The organism is bacterium (genome assembly GCA_018830565.1).
Lineage (GTDB): Bacteria > UBA9089 > JAHJRX01 > JAHJRX01 > JAHJRX01 > JAHJRX01.
Window position 1 is genome coordinate 1 of record JAHJRX010000084.1, and the last position, 23,813, is coordinate 23,813.

Annotated in this window: 20 protein-coding genes and 1 pseudogene; 4 read left to right on the forward strand and 17 right to left on the reverse strand. The window is 40.6% G+C overall.

Features of this window, described 5'->3' with window-relative positions:
* Positions 1-160 precede the first annotated feature (160 nt).
* The 5 genes from KJ849_07970 to radC all read right to left on the reverse strand — a co-directional run bounded on the left by KJ849_07970 (position 161) and on the right by radC (position 6,265).
* Positions 161-1,003, reverse strand: coding sequence for a DUF1016 family protein (locus KJ849_07970; protein ID MBU2600494.1), 843 nt, complete (start codon positions 1,001-1,003; stop codon positions 161-163).
* Positions 1,000-2,286, reverse strand: coding sequence for a restriction endonuclease subunit S (locus KJ849_07975; GenBank protein ID MBU2600495.1), 1,287 nt, complete (start codon positions 2,284-2,286; stop codon positions 1,000-1,002). Before KJ849_07975 ends, KJ849_07970 begins: the two co-directional genes overlap by 4 nt.
* Positions 2,287-2,442: 156 nt before the next feature.
* Positions 2,443-3,582 (reverse strand): Fic family protein, encoded by a 1,140-nt coding sequence (locus KJ849_07980; protein ID MBU2600496.1) that lies wholly within the window; start codon positions 3,580-3,582, stop codon positions 2,443-2,445.
* The gene (locus KJ849_07985; protein MBU2600497.1) at positions 3,579-5,585 is read right to left on the reverse strand and encodes a type I restriction-modification system subunit M; all 2,007 of its coding nucleotides are present in this window, start codon (positions 5,583-5,585) and stop codon (positions 3,579-3,581) included. The genes KJ849_07980 and KJ849_07985 overlap by 4 nt, the downstream gene beginning before the upstream one ends.
* Complete coding sequence (gene radC / locus KJ849_07990; protein MBU2600498.1) at positions 5,582-6,265, reverse strand: DNA repair protein RadC; 684 nt, start codon at positions 6,263-6,265, stop codon at positions 5,582-5,584. Before radC ends, KJ849_07985 begins: the two co-directional genes overlap by 4 nt.
* Before the next feature lie 214 nt (positions 6,266-6,479).
* On the opposite strand from radC, the gene KJ849_07995 reads away from it, so the two are divergent.
* Positions 6,480-6,692, forward strand: coding sequence for a hypothetical protein (locus KJ849_07995; protein MBU2600499.1), 213 nt, complete (start codon positions 6,480-6,482; stop codon positions 6,690-6,692).
* A 39-nt stretch (positions 6,693-6,731) separates the two neighbouring features.
* On the opposite strand, the gene qmoC is transcribed toward KJ849_07995, so the two are convergent.
* The 7 genes from qmoC to KJ849_08030 all read right to left on the reverse strand — a co-directional run bounded on the left by qmoC (position 6,732) and on the right by KJ849_08030 (position 16,637).
* A complete protein-coding gene (gene qmoC, locus KJ849_08000; GenBank protein ID MBU2600500.1) occupies positions 6,732-7,838 on the reverse strand; it encodes a quinone-interacting membrane-bound oxidoreductase complex subunit QmoC in 1,107 nt (368 codons plus the stop codon).
* Positions 7,839-7,927: 89 nt separating this feature from the next.
* Entirely contained in the window at positions 7,928-10,177 is a 2,250-nt protein-coding gene (locus KJ849_08005) for a hydrogenase iron-sulfur subunit (protein MBU2600501.1), read from the reverse strand.
* Between the two features lie 6 nt (positions 10,178-10,183).
* A complete protein-coding gene (locus KJ849_08010) occupies positions 10,184-11,452 on the reverse strand; it encodes a CoB--CoM heterodisulfide reductase iron-sulfur subunit A family protein (GenBank protein MBU2600502.1) in 1,269 nt (422 codons plus the stop codon).
* An 83-nt stretch (positions 11,453-11,535) separates the two neighbouring features.
* Positions 11,536-13,461 carry an adenylyl-sulfate reductase subunit alpha gene (gene aprA, locus KJ849_08015; GenBank protein MBU2600503.1) on the reverse strand — a complete coding sequence of 642 codons (1,926 nt, stop codon included), beginning with the start codon at positions 13,459-13,461 and terminating at the stop codon, positions 11,536-11,538.
* A gap of 15 nt (positions 13,462-13,476) precedes the next feature.
* Positions 13,477-13,914, reverse strand: coding sequence for an adenylyl-sulfate reductase subunit beta (aprB, locus tag KJ849_08020; protein ID MBU2600504.1), 438 nt, complete (start codon positions 13,912-13,914; stop codon positions 13,477-13,479).
* A 361-nt stretch (positions 13,915-14,275) separates the two neighbouring features.
* Complete coding sequence (gene sat / locus KJ849_08025) at positions 14,276-15,493, reverse strand: sulfate adenylyltransferase (protein ID MBU2600505.1); 1,218 nt, start codon at positions 15,491-15,493, stop codon at positions 14,276-14,278.
* A gap of 205 nt (positions 15,494-15,698) precedes the next feature.
* Positions 15,699-16,637 carry a LysR family transcriptional regulator gene (locus tag KJ849_08030; GenBank protein MBU2600506.1) on the reverse strand — a complete coding sequence of 313 codons (939 nt, stop codon included), beginning with the start codon at positions 16,635-16,637 and terminating at the stop codon, positions 15,699-15,701.
* Positions 16,638-16,813: 176 nt separating this feature from the next.
* Here KJ849_08030 and KJ849_08035 point away from each other — a divergent pair, with 176 nt between their 5' ends.
* From KJ849_08035 to KJ849_08045, 3 genes are all read left to right on the forward strand, one after another.
* On the forward strand, positions 16,814-17,005 hold the full coding sequence (locus KJ849_08035; protein ID MBU2600507.1) for a hypothetical protein: 192 nt from the start codon (positions 16,814-16,816) through the stop codon (positions 17,003-17,005).
* 168 nt (positions 17,006-17,173) lie between these two features.
* On the forward strand, positions 17,174-18,133 hold the full coding sequence (locus tag KJ849_08040; protein ID MBU2600508.1) for a sulfite exporter TauE/SafE family protein: 960 nt from the start codon (positions 17,174-17,176) through the stop codon (positions 18,131-18,133).
* Positions 18,134-18,277: 144 nt separating this feature from the next.
* On the forward strand, positions 18,278-18,697 hold the full coding sequence (locus KJ849_08045) for a DUF1634 domain-containing protein (GenBank protein MBU2600509.1): 420 nt from the start codon (positions 18,278-18,280) through the stop codon (positions 18,695-18,697).
* A 210-nt stretch (positions 18,698-18,907) separates the two neighbouring features.
* Here KJ849_08045 and KJ849_08050 read toward each other — a convergent pair whose 3' ends face one another.
* From KJ849_08050 to dsrA, 5 genes and pseudogenes are all read right to left on the reverse strand, one after another.
* Positions 18,908-20,584 (reverse strand): FAD-dependent oxidoreductase, encoded by a 1,677-nt coding sequence (locus KJ849_08050; protein MBU2600510.1) that lies wholly within the window; start codon positions 20,582-20,584, stop codon positions 18,908-18,910.
* Positions 20,585-20,674: 90 nt separating this feature from the next.
* Entirely contained in the window at positions 20,675-20,926 is a 252-nt protein-coding gene (locus tag KJ849_08055; protein MBU2600511.1) for a hypothetical protein, read from the reverse strand.
* Positions 20,927-20,944: 18 nt separating this feature from the next.
* Positions 20,945-22,024, reverse strand: a complete 1,080-nt coding sequence (gene dsrB, locus KJ849_08060; GenBank protein MBU2600512.1) for a dissimilatory-type sulfite reductase subunit beta — start codon at positions 22,022-22,024, stop codon at positions 20,945-20,947.
* A gap of 98 nt (positions 22,025-22,122) precedes the next feature.
* A pseudogene (locus KJ849_08065) lies at positions 22,123-22,477 on the reverse strand (four helix bundle protein).
* Positions 22,478-22,604: 127 nt separating this feature from the next.
* A complete protein-coding gene (gene dsrA, locus KJ849_08070) occupies positions 22,605-23,792 on the reverse strand; it encodes a dissimilatory-type sulfite reductase subunit alpha (protein ID MBU2600513.1) in 1,188 nt (395 codons plus the stop codon).
* Between the last annotated feature and the right edge of the window lie 21 nt (positions 23,793-23,813).

Here is a 23,813-nt window from a genome sequence, read left to right on the forward strand (position 1 = left end):
AGAAAGGTGCATATTCTTCCATTGGATCACCCTTGGAGGAAGTTTAAAATAAACCCATATAAAAGATCATTTTTATCTAATACAAAATAGGACATTTCTATTTAACGGAAAACAGGACATTTTCATTTTGCTGTTACATAAAATTTGTTCAATAGATTCTTCAAAAGCATTTTCGTTGATTATACTCATTGCTCCACCTCATCAAGAAGTTTTCGTATCTGCTCTGGTGCCGGCAATTCTTTCTGACTTTCAGTTCAATGGCAACCAGACATTTTAACCTGCGGTGATAGAGTAAAATATCAATGAAAAATTCTTCACCCTCTATCTCAAGACGAAACTGATTGCCCATAAATGCAAATGCCCCACCCATTTCTACCAGAAACTTGTTAACCTTCGCTATCAATGCCCGTTCAAGCTCCATCTCTCTATGTTCTTCGCCTAATTCCAAAAAATCAAAGGTATATTCATCCTTGACCGCCAGTTTTGCCTGATTTTTGATTTTTTCAGGCAGGACTTTATTGAAATTCGTCTGACCCAGCAAGGTTTTTTCATAACTCTGATTTTCAATTTGGTGAATCAGGACATTCTTTGTCCAGCCGAATTTTTTGGTCATGCGGATATAGAATTCACGCTCAAGATCGTCTTTACATTTAGCCATAATAATAATATTATTATGTGTCCATCCAATTTCTGCAACCATTGGTTGCAGATTTGGCTTGTTCTCATATTCCACAAAGAAATTGCGCATGTACCATATATTTCTTTCGGAATAACCCTGTACACCAGGAAATTCAAGCTGTAAATCTTTAGCAAGGTTTTCTACTATGGATTTGCCCCAGCCATGCTTCTTTTGACGGTCAACAATCATCTTACCAATATCCCAGTAGAGGCTGATGAGTTCTTTATTGACCGCTCTCAAAGCTTCATATTGTGCCGAACGGATACGCTGCTTTACATCCTGCAACAAATTGCCATATTCATTTGTTGGAATTTTATTTATCATTGATGTTCACTCCTTACATCAATTTTTCCGGTTACTACATTGCTGATAAGAGACTGACGGTATTCTTTGAGGGTTTCGATTTGGGATTGGATGTTCTGAGTTAAATCATCAATCTTGGCAGTTTTCTGGTCAAGAAAGTTGGCGATGAATTGTTGTTCGGAGAGAGGAGGGAGAGGGATTAAAAGATTTTCGATAACATTCATGCCAATATTCTGTTGTGTGCCATAACTCCAAAACAACTGCACCGATGTTTGAAACTCCTTAGAATTCATTGCTGACAAAACAAACCTCGCATCAACTTTTTTTTGATGCACACGAATTACAGCTAATGGTGACCATATGTTAAATTCCTCATCGGTTTCAACAATAGCCAAATTTCCAGTTGTTGCCCCTGACTTAATCATATAAATGTCATCACGCTTGGGATGGTATTTCAAACTATATCTTCTATGATCATATTCTGAGATAAAACCTCTTTTTCTTTCAAAATTAATTTTGTTATCCCGAATAGCTTCCGCAGAGACAAATGGCACACCTTCATCAAGGATTTCAGGTGTTTCATGTGGTCCGTCCGTAACTGGTGTGTCAACGATTCTTTTTATTGGTGAAACTCCCCAATGCTCCGGCACCTTGCCAATCCATTCAACCCCTGAATCCTTCATCTCTACATTTGGGTCAAGTCCCTTTGTCACCGCGTGAGAGATAATCGCCTGCCGTTTTTCTTTCAGAAGCTCTACCAGCTTTTCATTCTTCTTAATCAGCTCATCAATTTTGGAAGTTTTCTGGTCAAGGAAGTTGGCGATAGATTGTTGTTCAGAAAAAGGGGGAAATGGAATAATGATACGAGATAAATCTGATTGAGTTAATTTGTCTCTTGTGCTTCCTGTAATATATTTTTCGTAATCAACACAATTCAGAGAATGCATGACAAATCTTATATCACTATTTTCATAGATTTTCAGAATGTGTGCATGATTATTCACCCAAAACTTGCCTTTTGCAGTGAATGCTACATCTTTATTTTCAAGAAAGAAGGGAGCCCCATCTTCACCAATCAACAAATATTCTCCATCAAATAGGTAATCATTTACATAGCCTATAATTCCTGTTGCTCCATAGTACGGATAAGAACCTTCCACTTGTCCTCGTTCTTCTGCACTTAATGGAACCCTAATATTATCGAGGTTCTCCGTAGCATACTTCAACCTCTTCACTTCCCACCCCTCTGGTATCTCTCCCAACCATTCAATCCCTGAATCTTTATATTTTGGATATTTCTTCATTTATTTTCGTCCCCGCCTTTCTGACCAAGGCAATTGTGTCAGCACTGCTGACACTTTTTCTTACAAACACATGTTTACTTAACACCCGTAATATATTAAAGTATAATATAAAAATCCATATTATACTTTAACGCCCCCAAAGTATAATATAAAAACCTATAGTTTACTTTGGAACAATTTTAGATAATCATCAAAAGCAAACAATTTGTTTCTTTTATATCCGGTTACTTCCTTTAATATTCCTAACTTCTCAAAATCATTAACCAAAGAAATGGCAGACCTCGGAGTTATCTTAAAAAGATTAACCACATCATCAATACTTACTATTGGTTTACTATAAAGATAAAAAATAAATTCCCTTCCTTTTTCTGCTTTTCTGTTGAGTTTCACTATTTTTGCGTCAATATCATTTTTAAGTTTTAATGTTTCTTGAAATGTTTTTTTTCCTTTCTCTGCGGTCGATATAATCCCGTTTAGGAAAAATTTCATCCAGTGTGATAGATCGTTAGTTTCTCGTACATGAGAAAGAGCGTCATAATAAGATGTTCTGTTTTTTTCAAAGAAATCAGACAAATACAATGAAGGTTTCCTAAGCAGTTTATTGGCAACTAAATAAAATGTTATCATTGCTCTGCCGCAGCGACCATTTCCATCATTAAATGGATGAACGGTCTCAAATTGATAATGTGCAATGGCTATTTTAATAAGATGAGGCACTTCTATCTCTTCGTTGTGCAAAAACTTCTCAATATCACTCATAAGTTCAGGCACTTCATCGTGGGTTGGTGGTACAAAAACAGCATCTGATGGGTTTGAACCCCCAATCCAGTTTTGGCTTCTACGAAATTCTCCCGGTAATTTGTGTTCCCCACGAACCCCGGTCAGTAAAATTTTATGCATCTCTTTTAATAATCTATTGCTTAATGGTAATTTCTCAAGTTGTCCAATAGTATGCTTCATTGCCGTTATATAGTTTTGTACCTCTTGCCAGTCATCTCTTCTTTCAGGAACTATAACACTCTTATCCATTATTGCTTCATCTATGTTAGTTTTTGTACCTTCAATTTTGCTTGATGCCTGTGCTTCTTTGACAATATGCATTTGAATAAAAACATCTACATCCGGGACTATTAATGAAAATGCGTTTAGTTCACCCAATGATTGAGTGGCTTTTTCTAATAAGACATTGATTTTGGGGTCATCCCAAATCCAGGAATGATTTATTTTTTCAGGTAGAAAACTTTTATATTGATATTGTTGTCTGTAAGCACCAGACTTATAATCTCTAAGGTTCATCTTAATACCTCTATCAATAACCCTTCTGTTTCTTTTTCCAACACCAGAATATCTTTGCGAATCTCTTCAAGGCTTCTGAGTGGTTTATATTTATAAAATTCTTTTGTAAAGCTGATTTCGTACCCAACCCTTGTCTTCTTCTCATCAATCCAGGCATCAGGCAGATGGGGTTTTACCTCTTTCTCAAAATATCCGTGTATATCCTCATTAAGGGGGACATTCTCATAATCCCGCAACTCAGGGTTTGGCTCAGGGTTGCCATGCTTGTTAGAGATTATGTCTGCTGTTTCGTCATGCTCTGAAAGGGCTTTTAATATTGCCTTATTCAAGGATTTGTCCGCATCAAGGTTTCGTTCTCTGAAAACATCAGCCAATACTGATTGAAATTTATCTCTGTTTTTATACACTGTATCCCCAATAGATTTGAGAGCTATGATAATCCTTTCCTGCAGATTTTTCCCTTCTTCTATCTCCTTAAGCTGTTCATCTATTTTCTTCTTCTTGCTTTCTGCCAATTTAAGAAAAGCCTGTTCATCCTTCAGCCGCTTGATACGCTCAGCACTTGCCTGAAAATTAAGCTGAAAAGGTCTTTCAACCGTAATCTTGTAATAGCCGAAAGTCTCATTTAAGAATATCTTACTCTTGTCTGATTCCTCAAAGGATTTGTAAATATCCACAATCTTACCCATCTGTTCATCTGTTATGTGATGCCGTTTATTCCCTAAGCTCTTTCGCATATTCTCAAAATATTCCCGGGCATCTATCAATTGAACCTTACCTTTTCTTTCTGTTGATTTTTTGTTGGTAACAATCCAGATATAGGTAGAAATCCCTGTGTTATAAAATAACTGGTCAGGTAAGCCAACTATTGCCTCAAGCAAGTCATTCTCAATAATCCATTTCCTAATCTCGCTTTCACCGCTTCCGGCATCGCCTGTAAAAAGCGGAGAGCCATTAAAGACAATGGCTATTCTGCTGCCATTTTCTCGGACAGGCTTCATTTTGGAGATCATATGCTGTAAAAATAACAATGAGCCGTCGCTGATACGGGGAAGCCCGGCACCAAACCTGCCCTCAAAGCCAAGTTCCTCAGCCTCCTTCCTGACATCGGATTCTACCTTTTTCCATTCAACACCAAAAGGCGGATTTGAGAGCATTAAATCATAGGTTTCACCAGCAAGCTGGTCTTCTGAAAAGCTATTGCCCTTTTTGATGTTATCAGCCTCTTCACCTTTTATTAAGATGTCCGACTTGGCGATGGCGAATGTTTTGGGATTAAGTTCCTGGCCAAAAAGAAAGATCTTTGCCGTAGGGTTTATATGTTCAAGGTCATCTTTGGCTGTAGTAAGCATTCCTCCTGTGCCGCAAGCCGGGTCATAAATAGTGCGGATAATATTCTTTTGTTTTAATCCGCCGTTGCCTGCGATGAGAAATCGTACCATTAACCTTATAACTTCACGCGGGGTAAAGTGTTCACCGGCTGTCTCGTTTGACTGCTCGCTGAATTTCCTGATAAGTTCTTCAAAGATTGTACCCATTTCATGGTTTGCGACAATATCTGGATGCAGGTTTGTTTCGTTAAACCGCTGGATAATCAGATAGAGAAGATTTGCTTCATCTAATTTCTTTATCTCATTTTCAAATTCAAAATTTTCCAATATGTTGTACATATTCTGGCTAAAACTGTTAATATAGGCTCTGAGATTTTTAGCGATGTTGTTAGCATCCTGCAATAAGCTCTGGAAGGTAAATTTAGAGATGTTGTAAAATGGATAGCCAGAGACCTTTGTGAGTATTAAGTCTTTATTTTCTATGCCTCGCTCCTTGAGTTCCTGATTCTTTTCCAAAACCCTTTCTTTCGTTGGCTCTAAGACATCATCAAGCCTTTTAAGAATAGTAAGGGGAAGAATCACATCCTGAAATTCTGCCTGTTTATAATCACCACGCAGTAGATCCGCAATACTCCAGATAAAATTAACCTTCTCCTGAAAATTATGATTCATAAGATATCTTTCTCCTTAAAACTGAATGAGTTATTATCGGCAACAATAATATGGTCTAACACATCTATTCCAACAATTTTGCCTGTCTCAAGTATTCTTTTGGTAATATCTATATCGGCATCTGACGGCTCAGGATTACCAGAGGGATGATTATGGATTAAAATTATTGAAGACGACAGGGATTGGATTGCCTCCTTAAAAACCTCACGCGGATGAACAAGGTTTGTATCTAATGTGCCTGTAGAGATGGTGCTTATTTTAATAAGATTGCTTCTTGTATCTAAGCAGAGTATCAAAAACTGTTCCTTCTTTTTGCCCTTTAGCTGTTGTTTTACTAATTTGATAACATCTTGATGGCTTCTAACCGCTATCTGTTCTCCGTCATGCCCATCTTTCCTTTTTGCCAGCTCAAAGGACGCTTTTAACTGGGAGGCTTTTGCTGGTCCTATTCCTTTTATGGCAGACAATTCCTCTATGGAAGCCTCTGATATATTTTTAATATTACCAAAGGCACTCAATAACCGCTGTGCCGTAACCATTACTGATTCGCCTTTTATCCCCCTGCCGAGTATCAAAGCCAGAATTTCCTGCGAAGAAAGTGCCTCTGCTCCGTGTTTTTGAAGCCGTTCCCTTGGCCTTTCAGATTTTGGCAGGTCATTGATGGTAAAGTTGCTATTTATTGTTTTAGACATCTAAATTATCCTCTTACATAATGAGACCAACTCAATTTTGCAGACACTGTCTACAAAATTGGATATGTTTTATAAAATAATAAGGCATTATATATATTTCTCCAAGCAATAGTCAAGTCCCTTGCCAGCTGTGTAACAGTAACTTTTAGTTCTTTGTCAACAATTCTAATTATGAAAACCTTGCAAGAAGATTGAGAGGACTGTGGCTAATGATAACACTATCTCTATTGATGGACAGGTTACTCAGATACCACCCAACAAAATAAGATTCTCTTTGGTTAAAACTAAGGTGACTGTTTGTATTCTTGAGGATGACAGGGTCTTTGTTTTATGTAAAAGCTCTATCATTTGTGAAGAGATCCTGTTAAAAGGAAACAAAAACAAGACAAAAAGGGTATTTTATGGACACGGATAGAGGGAAGTTCTGTTTTAGGTAAGTGTTCATAAGTATTTCTTATTCTTCCCTTCTTGTTTGTCTGGCGTAAACTAAAGCTATGGTGCGATAGACGAAGTGGGCTAATTTGGAATATGGGGCGTAAAAAAAGAGGAAGAATACGGATACTAAGTGGATAAAATAAATGGGATAGGCAAGGATAGCCATATCTGCCAACCTTGTAATTTCAGCAAGCAAGCCGGATAAGACTACGGCGTAAAGGACACCAATAAACAACCAGTCGAAATAACTGCCAATACTCGCCTGTTTCTTTACCTTAAGTCGGTTGATGACCATCAAACTAATTCCTACAAGGAGTATTACCCCACTAACATTACCAATGAGTTTTAGTGGAGATAATTGTGGATAGGGTGAATGCTGACCCAGGATATACAGGTAAAACACGGCTAAGGCTGTGGTAATAGCAAGTCCGATAAATCCATACAATACACCTATATGAGCCAGGGATCTTCCTTTGTTCACCTCGCACTTGTTAAACCTGCTGTGTGTCAATATCTCGATTATCACCGGGATAATGGAGGGAATAAGTCCAACCCCGACACACTTATTCTCGCCTTGTGTATGCAAATCCTTCCAGAATCGTAGGACACCTATTCCAAATGCCAGTGTTGCCAATATTGCTATTGGAAGAAATATAGCATCTACAAGGGTGTGCGGCAGGAAATGACCAAAAACTATCTTGCCTTGCGGGATATTCAAATGTCCGCTAACTCCAAGCACCGCCAGAAGAACCAGGACAGGAAAGGCAATAAGGAGTGGTAGATATTTTATTTGCCCAACCATCATCGCCAGGAATTTAGGGAAGGCATAATGGGCAATCGTGAGTTTTCTGATAGCACCAATTACCTCACCCGGCTTGGCTCCTCTTGGGCAATATGCCGTGCAGTCACTACATTGGTGGCAAAGCCAGATATCCGGGTCGCTGACTAATTTATCCTTCAGACCCCACTGAGCATTAATCATCTCCTTTCTTGGAAATGGGTTATTGTCCGGGGATAATTTACATATCACCGCACAGGTAGCGCATTGGTAGCATTTTTTAAGCGAGCTTCCACCTGCTGAAATTATTTGTTTGACAAATTTTAGGTCAGGCTTTATATTCGCCATTTTTTTCCTCCATATTTATCCGCAGATAAAGGATATAGGTTTTATAGGACATATAAGACTTGTATCCTTTATCTGTGAAATCTGTGGATTTAAAATCCCTTAAACGGATTCGGTCCTACCTTCTCTATCGTTTCCATAAACTCCTTAAATATCCCAGGCAATAAGTCATATTCGTTTATCGAAAGTTGCACCATCTTAACTCGATCAGATTCAAGTCTCAGTCTATCTAATGTCTCTTTAACCTTACTCAGCCTATAATTTGCCAGCTCACTTCCTTTGATAAAATGACATTGGTAATCATCCCCATGCTTACACCCTATCAGCATTATTCCATCAATCCCTTTTGACAGGGCATCGGATATCCAGACAAGGTTTATTGAGCCAAGACATCGGACAGGGATAACCCGAAGATATGGGGTAATCAGGAGTCGGTTAGCACCAGCCATATCAAGGGCAGGAATCGCATCGTTTTCACACATAAAAGCCAGTATCCTGGGTTTTTCCTCGTCCTCTTCCGGCACCTCAATTGCCTTCATCATAGATGAGATTATATCAATGGAATAATTCTTGAAATTGATTATTCGTTCCGGGCAGGCACCAAGACAAGTCCCACACCTTCTACATCTGGTCAGACCGGGCAATGGGTTAAATTTTTCGTCTTCATTAATAGCACCAAATGGACACTCGTCTGTGCATCTCTTACACTGGGTACATCTTTGCATAAAAAACTCCGGGTAGCTTTCGTCCCCTACCCTTGGATGGACAGCCTTGCCCTGGCTGATAAGTTCAATACATTGGATAGCCTTAAGTGCCGCACCGCGGGCATCATCCATACTTGCCCCCATATCCATCGGATGACGGACACAACCTGCGGCATATATTCCTGTGCGACGGGTTTCATACGGGAAGCAAATGAAGTGGGAATCAGGGAAGCCATACCTTAACTGCGGTAGCTCAGGCCCCTGTCGATAGTCAAGATTCAAGATGTCAGAACGAATGATAACCTCGTTAGGTGCGACTGCCTCTGCTACCTTACATTCCTCTCCTTCCTGCGTCGGTTCTTCGCCGGTTATAGCCTCATCAAGGCAAGCCTTTATCGCTGTTGCCGGCACTATCCCTGTTGCCAGAACAACCAAATCTGCCTCGACACGGATATTTTCTCCAAGCAAGGTATTTTCAACCGTAACGGCTAAATTATTCCCCTCAATCGGCTGGACATTAACTACCTCTCCCTTAGTTAAAAATATTCCCTCGTCCTCCTGGGCACGGATATAAAAATCCTCATATTGCCCCATAGTTCGCATATCCTTATAAAATATATAAGCCGCAGCATCTTGATTTTGCTCACGGACATAAATTGCCTGTTTCAGAGAGGTCATACAGCAAAAGGTTGAGCAATAGGGAAGATGGTCAGGGTCACGACTGCCGGCACATTGAATAAAGGCTATATTCATTGCCTCCTTACCATCAGATGGTCTGGTAATTTTGCCCTTTTTTGCCATCTCTTCCATTTGGACATTGGTAATCACATTTGGTGAGTTGCCAAATCCAAGATGGGAGAGTTTCGTGGCATCATACGGCACAAAGCCGGCGGCTAAAACGATTGCCCCCACACGAAATTGCGAAGGCTTGCCTTCCTGCTCCAGCGTTACATCAAACACCCCGGGTCCACCGGCAATTTTCTTAATCTTAGCCGAGGTATAGACCTTAATATTGGGGTTTGCCTCTATCTCCTTGACCATTGTTTCATAGGGTAGTGATTGCAGCTCTTGATACGGGGGTTGCTTGGGGAATTGTTTATAAAGCTTAGTAGCAAACCCTCCAAGTGTCTGTTCCTTTTCCACCAGTACCACCTGTCGACCGGCTTTACCTGCCTCAATAGCCGCAGTCATACCGCTAATGCCGCCACCAACCACCAGTATAGTTCTACTTATCTCACCCTCAGGTTTATAAGGGATTGACACCTCAGTCTTTTGTGCCTTAATGATACCCATACGGAGATAGTCTTCTGCCATCATCTGGGTATCTTCGTTATTTATCGGCTGACTCCAGATAACTTGTTCACGCAGATTCACCCGCTCCATGATTTTATTGGTATCAAAGGCGAATACATCCTGATTCACCCGTGAGGAACATGCGGCAATGACTATGGTATTTACTCCCTCCGTCTCGCTATCGTTATTAATAATTCCAATTCCTTCTTCGCCACACAAATACGGATGAGTTTTACACACAAGGGCTTTATACTTTCCGGTTGCCACCTTTGAGAGTTTTTCTATATCAATGGATTCTCCAATCCCACAGCCTGTACAAATATAGACGGCTAATTTCTTATCCATAGTTTTTTACCCCCTCACCACACTCTGAATAGCTCTCAAGGCGGTTCCGGTAGCGTCCTGAACAGATGAGGATACATCTGCCGGTCTTTTGGCTACACCAGCCGCATAAATTCCATTGCCCTGCTCAAAATTGATAAATCCATTTTTATCACGAACGAGGCAAGCCTCATTAATATTTACCGACAACCCATTCGTTGGTTGCATGCCGCAGGCTAAAACCACCATATCCACATTTACCCTGATTTTCTTGCCGGCCAATATGTCTTCAGCCTCAACAATCAATTCCTTAGTATTGGCATCCTCAACGAGGTGGTACACCTCCTCAACAGAGGCTACCTTACCTTTAATCAGAGATACCTTTTCATCGCCGGATACCTTTGTCAAAAAGTCCTCATACTTGCCGGGTGTTCGGACATCAATATAAAACATGTAGGCTTGCGAGTCAGGAATATTTTCCCGCACATAGGTAATCTGCTTCAAGGATGCCAGACAGCAGACAGCCGAGCAATATGGCAGGTGATTTTCATCACGCGAGCCGGCGCATTGCACAAAGGCTACCTTCTTTGGCTCTTTCCGGTCAGATGGACGCAGGATTTTACCTTGCGTGGGTCCGGTTGGCGCCGCCAACCGCTCCATCATTATATTGGTAATTACATCCTTATATTTGCCAAAGCCGAGGTTATCAATTCGTGTGGCATCGTAAGGCTGCCAGCCGGTGGCGACCACAATTGAGCCGACATTGATATTTTTAGTTTCTGCCTGCATCTCAAGGTCAATCGCTCCATATTTGCAGGCGTCAACGCAAGAGCCACATTTTATGCAGGCTTTCTCATCAATAACATAATTATACGGAAAGGCTAACTGATGGGGAAGATAAATGGCTTTGGTACCTGTCAACCCAAGATTAAACTCATCCGGTCGCTGGGCAGGACATACCTTGGCGCATTCTCCACAGGTAGTACATTTTTGTGTTACAAACCGTGGCTGAATCCGCAGGGTAACCTCGTAATCCTTTTCCTTGCCGGTAATTTTCTCTACCTCTGTGAGGGTAAAGTATTTAATCCGATTGTTTGTTCTGATGCGGCGGAGGTTTATCTCCAGCCCGCAGTAAGGTGGACAGAGTTTAGGGAAATAACGATTCATCTGAGCGACCCTGCCGCCAAGGTATGGGTTTTTCTCAACGAGAATAACATTATACCCGGTTTCAGCCGCCTCAACCGCAGTGGTTATGCCGCTGATTCCACCACCAATTACCAGAATATCCTTAGCCATCAATTTACCTCCAGTTCTTATCAGTCAGACAAGTCAGACTTGTCTGACTTGTCACTGTTACCTCTCTCACACCTGCCAAAAATTACTTACTTAGACACTAAATCCTTATGTGCCTTTTTCATCATTGTCCATTGACCTGTCTTTGTATCTACCTTGGAATTGACAAAACATTTCCAGTTCGCATCATCAATCAGGTTATAGTCTGCACGGTAGTAAAAGCCTGGATACCTTGATTCTTCACGGAATAAGATATGTCGCAGATGTGCCTCTGCTGTCCAGATTCTGTGATAATTCTCCCAGCATCTCAACAACTCGTGCAGGTCCTTAGCCCCCATCTTTCTGGCATCTTCCTTGAGTATATCAAGGAGTTCCAACGCCTTTCCCAACATAGTCTTACCGGTTACATACCATGTTCCACAACCACCACCATATTCATCCATAATCTTGTTAAGCCGAAACATCAACATTCTCGGCTTGATATAATTTGGATTAATCTCCGGGTCTGTCGAATACCCTTTATTTGCCTCATAATTAATGAACGGCAGGTAAATTTCATCTGCCAATTCCCTTTTGTCTTTGGTAATAGTTTGGACAAAATCCTTATGGTCAAGCACGAATTTAACCGCAGATTTAGCGGCAATTCTACCTTCAACATGAGAGCCTGATGAGAATTTGTGTCCTGATGCACCCACACCATCACCTGCCGTAAATAAACCTTGAACCGTAGTCATTCTATTGTATCCCCATTGCCATTCTGCCGGTGCAATATCCTCAGGACCACTAACCCAGAGTCCACAGCAACCTGAATGCGAACCTAGCAAATAGGGTTCTGTCGGCATAAGTTCAGACATTGTTTCCTCAGGAGCAATATTCATACCTGCCCAATGTCCTGCCTGTCCAATGCACATATCAAGGAAATCCTCCCATGCCTCAGATTCAAGTTCCCGGCATTTTTTCTTGTCATTACCATAAGATTCAAAGAGGTTTTTCATAGCGGTTGGAGTATCCATATAAATAGGACCCCTACCTTCTTTTAACTCCTTAAGCATCTGATGATTTCTCAGACATGTTGGAGTTACTTTAGAAGCACCATACGGCAAATAATCGTTAAGCATAGCCGCATTCTTTACACTGTAATCCTCACCTGCGGCATTCATTGCCTTTGCCTTAAACAGTAAAAACCATGCTCCCACCGGTCCTGCCCCATCTTTGAATCGAGCTGGGACAAATCGGTTTTCCATCATGGTTAATTCAGCCCCTGCCTGAGCGGCCATAGTGTATGTCGAGCCGGCATTCCAGATAGGATACCATGCCCTGCCCATACCTTCACCGGTTGACTGCCTTGGTCTGAATATATTTACAGCACCACCGCAAGCCATAATAACGGCATTAGCTCTAAAGATATAAATCTTATTCTCTCTTGTGCTAAAACCAACTGCCCCGGCAATCCTGTTTTCTTCCTTACCATCAAGCAATAAACTGACAATAAAAACCCGTTCATAGATATTGTCCATACCAATAGCTGTTTTAGCCGCTTCAGCCACAATGGTTTTATATGATTCACCATTAATCATTATTTGCCACTTACCGGTTCTGACAGGCTTGCCACCCTTTTCAAGTGGTATATCTTCAGAGCCGTGTTCTTTCCAGACCGGCAATCCCCATTCCTCAAATCTATGAACTGAATCATCAACATGTCTGCCAACATCATAAATCAGGTCATCACGCACCACACCCATAAGATCATTAGAAACCATTTTGACATAAGCCTCAGGTGTATTCTCTCCAAGGTAGGTATTGATGGCTGAAAGCCCTTGAGCAACAGCACCGCTTCTTTCCAAAGCCGCTTTATCCACCATGGTAATTTTCATATTTGGCGAAGCCCATTTTTTCACTTCAAATGCCGCTCCGCATGCTGCCATGCCACCACCGATAATTAAAATATCGGTTTTTATTTCTTCTATCTGTGGCTCTTTACAAAAATGTGAAGTATCTCTCGTTTGTACTGACATTTTTCGCCTCCTTTCTTATACCTTTGCCGGAACAGGAAGTGTCTTTCCTGCTTCCGTGAACAAGTTTAGATTATTAAGGTCAGCCTCTGTTGGTTGTGGCTTACCCTCATAAGGTTTAATTGAGCCCTCAGGTGTCGTCCGAATAGGAAACTTAAACCTTTTAATATTTCCATTTCTGAACTGGACTGTCCACATAATAGAATCCGTACCTCTTAAGGGAATAATTTTACCTCCCATAGGCACGATATCTGCATAGGCTCTAATCTCAATAGCCTGTTGGGCACATATCTTGGCACAGCAGTAACACTCCCAACATTGCTCAGGCTCCTGATTGAAAGCCTTAGTCTTCTCCTCATTCAACCTATACAGATCGTTCGGACAGATATACTGACAAGCCGTCTTATCCTGCCCTTTACACCCATCACACTTTTCTGCGATAACAAAACTTGGCATTTATTTTACCTCCTTTTAATTTCGAATGTTTAATGTTTAATGTCGAATTTCGAATGTTAATTCATTTCAATCCGCAATTCGCTTTTTAATTTCGAATGTTTAATGTTTAATGTCGAATGTTAATTCATTTCAATCCGCAATTCGCTTTTTAATTTCGAATGTTTAATGTTTAATGTCGAATTTCGAATGTCGAATGTTAATTCATTTCAATCCGCAATTCGCTTTTTAATTTCGAATGTTTAATGTTTAATGTCGAATGTTAATTCATTTCAATCCGCAATTCGCAATTCGCAATTCGCAATTCCCTAAATCACCTCCCTTTAGTAGGAGTTTAGGGTGTTTTCTTCCACCCCAACCCTGATTATTTCTCTCCCCGCGCATGTTTATGTAACTTGATTTCCACCTTTTCCTCTAATGTCGCGTAATACTCCTTTAATACCTCCAACACCTCAGGTCGGCTGAAGTGGTCAGGAATTTTCTCGTCTTCGGACAGCATTTTTCTAAGCATTGTGCCACTCAAATTCACTCGGTCTGCCTTATCGTGAGGGCAGGTCTTGGTTGACGCCATACCGTCACACTTAAGGCAATAGAAAGTCAGGTCAATCTTAAGCGGTTGAAGTAAAAGAGAGCCGCTGGGAATTTCATTAAAGATGTGTTGGGCATCATAAGGACCGTAATAATCACCGACTCCGGCGTGGTCCCGACCAACAAGTAAATGGCTGCAGCCATAGTTCTGACGAAAAACCCCATGCAGTAATGCCTCGCGTGGCCCACCGTAACGCATCTCCATAGGATAAACACCCTGAATACAGGTATCCTTGACAAAATACTTTTCCACTAACAGGTCAATTGCCTTTACTCGGACATCTCCGGGTATATCCCCTTCTTTGAGTTTACCGACTAATTGATGAATATACACGCCATCGCAAATCTCAACAGCTATTTTAGCCAGATATTCATGTGCCCGATGCATAGGATTTCGTAATTGCAGAGCGGCTACCGTGCTCCAGCCTTTTTCCTGAAAAAGTGCTCTGGTCTGTGCAGGACGCATATATTTATCACCATATTCAGCCGGGTAATGAAGTTCATTCAATACCTTTACCGGTCCGGCAAGATTTACCTCTTCCTGAGTCATAACCTTATGCACCCCGGGATGGGCATGGTCGGTTGTCCGGAATACTTGCCTGCACTCATGCTCCTTGTCAATCGTGTATTTCTCCGTTACCTTCATTGTGCCCATTAATTCGCCGGTTTCCTCATCAATCAAGGCAACCTCTTCACCCTTTTTCAAACTATCCGCCTGTCCCTTGGTTGTAGAAAGTGTAATCGGAATAGGCCAAAACAGATCGTTAGTCATCTTATATTCATCGCAAACACCCTTCCAGTCATCATAACCCATAAAACCATCCAATGGGGTAAAGGCACCCATACCCATCATAATCAAATCAGATGTCTCCCGAGAACTCATTTTAACCTCGGTTAAGGTTTTTGCCTTCTTCCGCTCTTCGTGGAGTTCATCTCCTTGAAGTAGTAAAGGCTTTAGATTTCCACCACCATGTGGTGCAATTAATTTTGACATACCTTTTTCCTCCTTTATCATGAATTTTAGTCAGCGTTTAAGATTATCGCTGATTCAGTAATCAGTAATTTGATAATTAATTTATATTATTCAGTAGCATAAATTTTTTTATCTGGCAAATTATAAGATTTTATATGTAGATAAATTTTCTTTATGGAGTAGATTTTTTGTTCAGGCGATAAATAGGGAGCAGGAAGCAAGTTCCTTACTCTCTGCCTCCTTGCTCCTTGCTCCTTGCTTCTTGCTCCTTACTCGAGGTTGGACTGAGGAAACTCAAGAATTGTTCCATAGGTTTGGTTCTAAAATGCCCATGTTTTAAAATGATGGTAAAGTCTCTTTGGAATCTGAGACCCTTTATTCGAAGTATTTTGAGGGAATTTAGTTTCTTTTCTTTTAATACCGCCCATTGTGAGATAATGCCTATGCCAAGTCCTGTCTCTACTGCCGACTTGATTGCCTCTGATGAGCCTAATTCCATCTTGATATTCAAATCAGACAATTTTATTTCCGCCTTCTCTAATATCTCTTCTATCACCTTTCGAGTTCCAGAACCTTGTTCACGGAAGATAATCGGTTCCTTCTTAAACTCATCTTGTTCTATTTCCTTTTCTTCTTGCCAGTGGTGTTTTACAGAGGCAATAACGACTAATTCATCTTCAATAAACTTCTCAACCAGGATGTCCCTATGGCTTACCGGTCCTTCAACCAAGCCTAAATCGATTAAATTATTTAAAAGTTGGGAGGTTATCTCTTTTGTATTGGCATTGGTAAGAAAAATCTCAAATTTGGGGTATAGGTCTTTAAATTTACCCAATATAGTAGGTAAAAGATACTGACCAATGGTAGTAGATGCACCAATCACTAATCTGCCATGAGAGGTTTGAGTTAAATCCGCTATTTCCTTTTCTGCCTTTTGATAAAGGTTTAAAATATCCCGGGCATATTTAAAAAGAATCTCTCCTGCCGGTGTCAGGCTAACTTCACCCTTTATACGGTCAAATAATCTTGCCTCCAAAGCTTCCTCTAGGATATGAATTTGATGACTAACCGCCGGCTGACTTAGACATAAAATATTAGCGGTATTAGAAAAGCTCTTTTCATTTGATAGTGTATAAAATGTCCTTAAGGAAAAACGGTCTAACATAACAAATTACCCCTTACTACCCTTCTTCATAATTACTTCCTTATTTACATCAATATGTTTTATAAAGAAAAATTATCTCTACATAAAATTTTAGAAATTGACACACAGGAAATTTTATAGTAATATTTTATATCTAAGTCGTTTAAATATCAAGTGTTTTTTGGGGTGCCGCAGGTATGGAGATAAAAGACACAAGCGTTATTCTTTTACCGGAGGAGATTATTCAACTGATAGGTATCTGTGAAGATGCCAACAAGGATAATGCCTTATCTTTCTTAAAAGAACTTCGCAAAAAAGTAGAAAAGGTTCAAAGTGGGGCTCGTTCTTCATACCAACGAGGTGGACACATAGGACAAGCTAAATTTTAGAGGGCAGATAAGCCTGATTTTATACCATTAACCAACTAATAAAGCACTTATTAATGAAAATTTGACATAGAGCAAATTAATTTGAGGGCAAACAAGTTTATCTTTTATTGCTCGGTATTATTTCCTATGTCCGGTTTTCGTTAATAACTACTATAAAGGAATAAACAGATGTTATCGCAAAAACTGAAAAAATTAATCCTACCCATACTCTTTTTAAATTTAATTATCGTGCCTGCATTTGCCTCTCAAGGAACTTCTGCCCCTACTGTTTCAGGTCCACAGGTGGTCTGGTGGGTCTGGCCATTAGTCCTTTTTTTGGTTACATTCATTTTAGGCATACTGGCGGTGCTGGGTGGGGTTGGAGGAGGGGTACTTTATGTACCAATTATTGGTGGTTTTTTCCCTTTTCATCTTGACTTTGTGAGAGGAGCAGGATTATTTGTTGCTCTTTCTGGTGCTTTGGCAGCAGGACCAGGTCTTTTAAAAAGGAATTTAGCTAATCTACGGTTGGCATTACCTGTAGCATTAATTGCCTCTACTTCGGCAATAGTCGGGGCAATAGTTGGACTGGCTATTCCCACAAATATCATCCAGACACTGCTTGGTATAACTATTATATTTATTGTGATTATTATGGGGTTGGCAAAAAAGTCTGATTTTCCAAATGTTCCCAAACCAGATAAATTATCTCAATCTCTGGCTATTATGGGGATTTATCGGGAAGAATCATTAGGAAAAGATGTCCAATGGTGCATTCATAGAACACCTCAAGGATTAGCTTTATTTGTTCTTATTGGTATTATGGCCGGTATGTTTGGGCTGGGAGCAGGTTGGGCTAATGTTCCAGTATTAAATCTGCTCATGGGTGCTCCTTTGAAAATCGCGGTTGGGACAAGTAAATTTTTGCTTTCAATTACCGATACCTCTGCCGCCTGGATATATCTTAATGAGGGAGCAGTTTTACCTATGATTGTTGTTCCCTCTGTTGTAGGAATAATGCTTGGCTCTATGGTTGGGGTTAAACTATTAGTTAAGGCAAAACCAAAGAGTATCAAATGGGTGTTGCTTGGCATTTTAACCTTTGCAGGTCTAAGGGCGTTACTCAAGGGTGTGGGAGTGTGGCCATAATAAGGAATAAGCGTTCAGGTGTCAGGTAAAACCAGGAAATTCAAAAAAGCAAAGAATATGATGCCTCTCTTTGCTTCTCTACATAAAATACTCTAATTTTCTTAATACCTGACACCTGAACGCTTACAATAAGGAGAATAAAAAATGACTGAGGATAGAACAAAGCCTTCAGAAAAACAACTGATATATGCTAATATTTTAAATATTGGTATGTGGACCGGACTTTTAATCCTTATAGTTAGTTTTGTAATTTACATCTCTGGAATACTACCAGGTTTTATCCCTATTGAGGATATACCTAAATATTGGGGAATGAAATCTAAGGAGTATATTCATCTCCTTAATGCCCCAACTAAATGGGGATGGATAACTATGGTAGGTAAGGGAGATTACCTGAATTTTATTGGTATTGCTATCTTAGCCGGTTTGAGCGTAGTCTGCTATCTATTTATTTTACCTTCCTTAATTCGTAAGAAAGATAAATTTTATATTGTTATTGTTGTTTTAGAAATAATTGTTTTATCACTTGCCGCAAGTGGAATTCTCACCGTAGGTGGACATTAAGAATTAAAAATTGAGGAATTAAATGCAATCTGATAAATAACTTAACATAATAGTTGTATTTCCACCCCCTACCCCCGCCAGCGGGGGATAAGTTTGTACGAGGCTGTCCCCCGCTGGCGGGGGTAGGGGGTGGATTTTCCCTACGAGGTATGTCAACTTAATTAATGGATTGCATATAAAAAATAATTCTCAATTTTTAATTCTTTTATCTTACAGCATATCAATATATCCGCAAGGGCATTCCTCGGCGCATTTCTTACAACCCTGACATAGTGCCAGATTAAACTCGTAATGTTGACCCTTGGGTTGTTTCTTGACGGCACTATCCGAGCAGAAGGTATAGCAGTTATCGCAATCAAAGCACAGCCCGCAACTTAAACATCTTTTCGTTTCTGTTATTGCCGCAGATTCATCAATAGTAAAGGCAACCTCGTTAAAATTATTTACCCGTTCTGCCGGGGCTAAGTATGAAGTTTGTGTTCGTGGCAGGATATCGTAGTAATTAAGATTCATATTGGTCTGGCGAATTACTGTGGGAGCAATAATTTTGGCTAATTCTCTTTCCCGCAGGTAATTGTCCATTGTCTCAGCGGCTTTTCTGCCAAGCCCAATTGCCTCGGTAGCAAGCCCAAGTTGGTTGGTAACATCACCACCGGCAAATACCCCTTTTAGCCCTGTCTGCCCTCTCTCATCAACAGTAATCCAGCCCTTTTCATTTTTAAGTTCTTCTAACCCTGTCCAGACAGGCGACTGGCTGATGGCGGCGATGATTGCCGTGGCATCCACCGTAAATTCAGAACCCGCAATAGGTATCGGTTTTCTTCGTCCACTTTCATCCGGCTCACCCAATTCCATGCGGATACATTTCAGTCCTACCGCTTTATTGCCTTTCCTTAAAACTTCCACCGGGGCAACCAACAGTTCTAAATGGATTCCTTCCTCTTCTGCTTGATTAACCTCGTGGGCAATAGCCGGCATCTCTACCTTAGTTCGTCGGTAGAGGATAGTTACATCTGCCCCTTGTCTTCTGGCGACCCTGGCGGCATCTATGGCACTGTTTCCACCGCCGATGACCAGTACTTTGTTTCCCAACTCCACCTGTTGGCCGGAATTAATTTTATTCAGGTAATCAGCCCCGGTAAAGACATTGACTACATCTTCACCCGGGATATTTAGACCAAGCCCTTGATGAGCACCAATAGCCACATAGATGGCATTATATTCCTTTTGCAACTGTTCAATATTCCCAACCCTGGTGTTGTATTTAATCTCCACGCCCAGGGCTAAAATCTTGTTAATTTCAGCGTCTAAGATATCCTCTGATAATCTATATCTCGGTATGCCATAACGGAGCATACCACCTGATTTCTCATACGTCTCAAAAATCGTTACCCGGTAGCCTCTTCTGGCTAACTGGTAAGCACAGGAAAGCCCTGACGGACCAGAGCCGATAACCGCTACCTTTTCTGGATATATGTCCGGATAAAGCCGTTTATGTGCCAGATTGTTCTTGATACCGTAGTCACCAATAAATCGCTCCATATTGTTGATAGAAACAGCCTCGTCCTTTTCCTGTCGCGTCAGTTCCTTGCGGTTACATTCCTTTTCACAAGGATGTGGGCAAACCCTGCCGCAAACCGCTGGAAATGGGTTTTTATCCACCAAAATATACCAACCCATTTCAAACGACTGAGCATAGTTCCTTTTATAACCTTCGGATTGACTGATAGTGGTTAAATATCCCCTTATATCTATTCCACTGGGACAGGTAAATGTACACGGTGGTGTTTTAGGGGTATATTTAGGTCGAAGTGTAGAGGTTTCTCTACCTCCCCGCAAACCAATTTTGGTTAAATCTCTTTTTCTTATTTTAATTACTATAGCCATAGCAACCTCCTTTCTTAATTTCGAATTTCGAATTTCAAATTTGGGGAAATTCCAATCCCCAATCCTATATCCTCAATCCAAAATCCAAAATTACATCGCCGCTCCTTCCTGATGCGGTATCTCAATAAATGTCCCTCCAAAATAAGTATAAACACATCTCTCTGAATCTATCAACATTCTTACCGCTCCCCTTGCATCTTCTTTGGAGACCATATCCTCACCAAATTGAGCAACCATCTCTTTCGGCAAGTCATTGGGTTTAAACTTCTTTTTACCAGCATACTCTGCTATCATTTTATACATTGCCTCGGCTATTTCCTCAACAGACATTTTATCTGCCATTTTTGCTTACCTCCTCCCTTACTTCATCTGTGTTGTTGTTCTATAGGTTTTGCCCGCGTGCTTGAAGTCATCGATGTGGTATTTAGTGAACTTAATTCCAGTCAGGTCAAAGAATTTTGGCCAGCCAATCCTATTTATCCACTCACCTACACGCTCATATTTTCTGGCTCCTTGAGCGTATATTTCAACAATACTTTTAACCGCAGACACAGTTTCAGGCCATCTTGGTGGATTATTAGGTAGAAATGGTATGGCTAATTTAGTGAACATAGGAGTTGTTCTGGCATTAGAAACCTTACCACCTACCCAGATAGAGATCCCATCATTTAATGGGTCAGCAATCGGCATCGCCGGACAAACCGTGTAGCAATTGCCGCAATACATACAATTATCTTCATCAACTTCTACAGATTTCTTGCCATCAATTATAGTTGGTCTTATCGCCGCCAGCGGACAAGAGGCTATAACCGAAGGAATTTCACAAAGATTTGACAACCTTTCACGATTAATCTTTGGTGGTCTGCGGTGGACTCCCAAAATAGCAATATCCGAGCAATGCACCGCACCGCACATATTCAGACAGCAAGCAACCGCAATCCTTAATTTATGCGGCAATTCTATCTTCCCGGTAAAGTAGTCGCACAATTCATCCATCACCGCCTTGACAATCCCTGAGGCATCAGTAGCTGAAGAATGGCAGTGAACCCAACCCTGGGTGTGGACAATATTAGAGATGGTATTCTTCGTGCCTCCTACCGGAATACCATTGGCAGATAAATCATTGATTAATGGGTCAATATTATCCTTGTTACCCAGCATAAATTCAACATTGTTTCTTGAGGTAAATCTCAAATATCCCTCACAATATTTCTCGGCTAAATCGCATAATAGTCGGACAAAATCGCTACTCATCAACCTGGGTGAACCTGCCCGCACGGTATAAATCTTATCATCGCTTTCTGCTACATGAACCAATACCCCCGGTTTTAATACCTCATGATATTTCCATTTACCATAGTTATTTTTGATAATTGGGTGTAGAAACTTTTCATAATGTGGTGGACCTATATCAGTCCGTCTTTTTTGTGGTGTTGCCATGTTAAACCTCCTTTTTAAATTTCGAATTTCGAATGTTGAATGTTGAATGTTAAATTTAATCTTTTTTCAATTCGCAATCCGCAATCCGCAATTCGCAATTATTTATTAATTTTAGCCGTTTTACCTGTTGAAATAAAGATGGCTAAAAGTTCTTTGGCTTCATTCATAAGATTTTCAACCTTTAACAGGTTTATAATATTAGATTCAGTCAGTAGTTCCAGCCAATATATAGTTTCATCTACTTCTTGCGTGACAATTCCAAATCTTAGAGATAAAATCTGCTTTTGATCTCGCCCGTGTAGCCTCACGATAATTTGCTCCCACAGATGTGCCTGACCGTAAGACTTGATTTCCAAGTATACTTGACTCTTTTGTGTTAGGTAATGTACCAACAAGTCTAATAATTCTTAAAGCAAATTCCTTCGTTCTTTTCCGAAGTTCCTCTTGATTCATTCCTATTTCCTTCTTCTACATTTCGAATTTCGAATGTTGAATGTTGAATGTTAAATTAAATCTTTTTTCAATTCGCAATCCGCAATCCGCAATTCGCAATTTTCAATTCGCAATTCGCAATCCGCGATTATCCCCCTTCTTCCTCGTAATATTCCTCGTAGAATATATACGGATTGTCTCTGGGTTGAAAGACCATTTGTGGCACAGGTTCAAGCCCTATTTTTTCCAGAAAATTGCCCAAACCTATCCGTTGAATACATTCACCAATCCGTTCTCTTGCCTTGCCATATTCATCCCAGAAGTCCCAGATTCTTCGGATAAGGGATTTTAGCTCATCATAAGGTGGCTCAAGTTTCATAAATGGCACGAGCACCGAAGAAAGTTGAGCACCTTCGACGATGGGCGCCTTTGCTCCAATAAGAAGACAAGCACCTTTATCTTCTCCCGGTCGAAGTGCTTTGGGCATAACATTGATACAGTGCATACATTTACTACAGCCTTCATCATCTATCTTTAATTCCTTTCCATCCCATTGGATACACCTTTTAGGACAGAGATTTGCTACATTAGATTGAATATCAAACCCTGAATCGGCATATTCCTTAACCGCACTCTGGTCTATGCGGATGTTATCCCGCCATATTCCGATAATCGAGAAATCACTTCTGGCAATCGAGGCGACACAATCATTAGGACAACCAGCCATTTTAAATTTCCATTTGTATGGGAAAAATGGGCGATGTAACTCGTCCTGATAGGTCATAGTTAAATCATAAGTAAGTGCCATCGTATCATAGCAGGCAAATTCACATCGAGCAGGTCCCAGGCAACAACTTGGGGTTCGCACATCAGACCCTGAACCACCTAAATCCCAATCTGCATTTGATAAATCAGTAAACAGGGGTTCTAATTTATCCGTATCTGCTCCCAGAAATATCAAATCACCGGTAGAGCCGTGCATATTAAGTATTCCTGAGCCGTATTTGTCCCAGATATCCATTAATTCCCTTAATGCCGTTGCGGTGTAAAACCAGCCTGAAGGTTGATTAACCCGAACAGTATGAAAATGGGCAGCTCCCGGGAATTGGTCACCTACATCTGAAAATCTGCCGATAACTCCCCCACCATAGCCTTTGACACCTACTATACCACCATGTTTCCAGTGAGTCATCTTGTCCTTATAAGAAAGCTCAAGTTGCCCCAGTAGGTCTTTTGCCTTTGGACTCCGCTCGGCCAATTTCTTTAAATCCTTCACAAAACTTGGCCATGGACCCTCTTCTAATTCGTCTAAAAGCGGTGTTTTCAAATCAGACATTTTTTTATTCCTCCTTTTTCT

Excerpts from the sequence above, each read along its gene's own strand:
- KJ849_08005 (MBU2600501.1), bottom strand. The coding sequence starts at position 10,177 with ATGGATAAGAAATTAGCCGTCTATATTTGTACAGGCTGTGGGATTGGA.
- qmoC (MBU2600500.1), bottom strand. The coding sequence starts at position 7,838 with ATGGCGAATATAAAGCCTGACCTAAAATTTGTCAAACAAATAATTTCA.
- KJ849_08050 (MBU2600510.1), bottom strand. The coding sequence starts at position 20,584 with ATGGCTATAGTAATTAAAATAAGAAAAAGAGATTTAACCAAAATTGGT.
- KJ849_08035 (MBU2600507.1), top strand. The coding sequence starts at position 16,814 with ATGGAGATAAAAGACACAAGCGTTATTCTTTTACCGGAGGAGATTATT.
- KJ849_08040 (MBU2600508.1), top strand. The coding sequence starts at position 17,174 with ATGTTATCGCAAAAACTGAAAAAATTAATCCTACCCATACTCTTTTTA.
- dsrB (MBU2600512.1), bottom strand. The coding sequence starts at position 22,024 with ATGGCAACACCACAAAAAAGACGGACTGATATAGGTCCACCACATTAT.
- sat (MBU2600505.1), bottom strand. The coding sequence starts at position 15,493 with ATGTCAAAATTAATTGCACCACATGGTGGTGGAAATCTAAAGCCTTTA.
- KJ849_07970 (MBU2600494.1), bottom strand. The coding sequence starts at position 1,003 with ATGATAAATAAAATTCCAACAAATGAATATGGCAATTTGTTGCAGGAT.
- dsrA (MBU2600513.1), bottom strand. The coding sequence starts at position 23,792 with ATGTCTGATTTGAAAACACCGCTTTTAGACGAATTAGAAGAGGGTCCA.
- KJ849_07985 (MBU2600497.1), bottom strand. The coding sequence starts at position 5,585 with ATGAATCATAATTTTCAGGAGAAGGTTAATTTTATCTGGAGTATTGCG.
- aprB (MBU2600504.1), bottom strand. The coding sequence starts at position 13,914 with ATGCCAAGTTTTGTTATCGCAGAAAAGTGTGATGGGTGTAAAGGGCAG.
- KJ849_07975 (MBU2600495.1), bottom strand. The coding sequence starts at position 2,286 with ATGAAGAAATATCCAAAATATAAAGATTCAGGGATTGAATGGTTGGGA.
- KJ849_08030 (MBU2600506.1), bottom strand. The coding sequence starts at position 16,637 with ATGTTAGACCGTTTTTCCTTAAGGACATTTTATACACTATCAAATGAA.
- KJ849_07980 (MBU2600496.1), bottom strand. The coding sequence starts at position 3,582 with ATGAACCTTAGAGATTATAAGTCTGGTGCTTACAGACAACAATATCAA.
- KJ849_08055 (MBU2600511.1), bottom strand. The coding sequence starts at position 20,926 with ATGGCAGATAAAATGTCTGTTGAGGAAATAGCCGAGGCAATGTATAAA.
- KJ849_08045 (MBU2600509.1), top strand. The coding sequence starts at position 18,278 with ATGACTGAGGATAGAACAAAGCCTTCAGAAAAACAACTGATATATGCT.
- aprA (MBU2600503.1), bottom strand. The coding sequence starts at position 13,461 with ATGTCAGTACAAACGAGAGATACTTCACATTTTTGTAAAGAGCCACAG.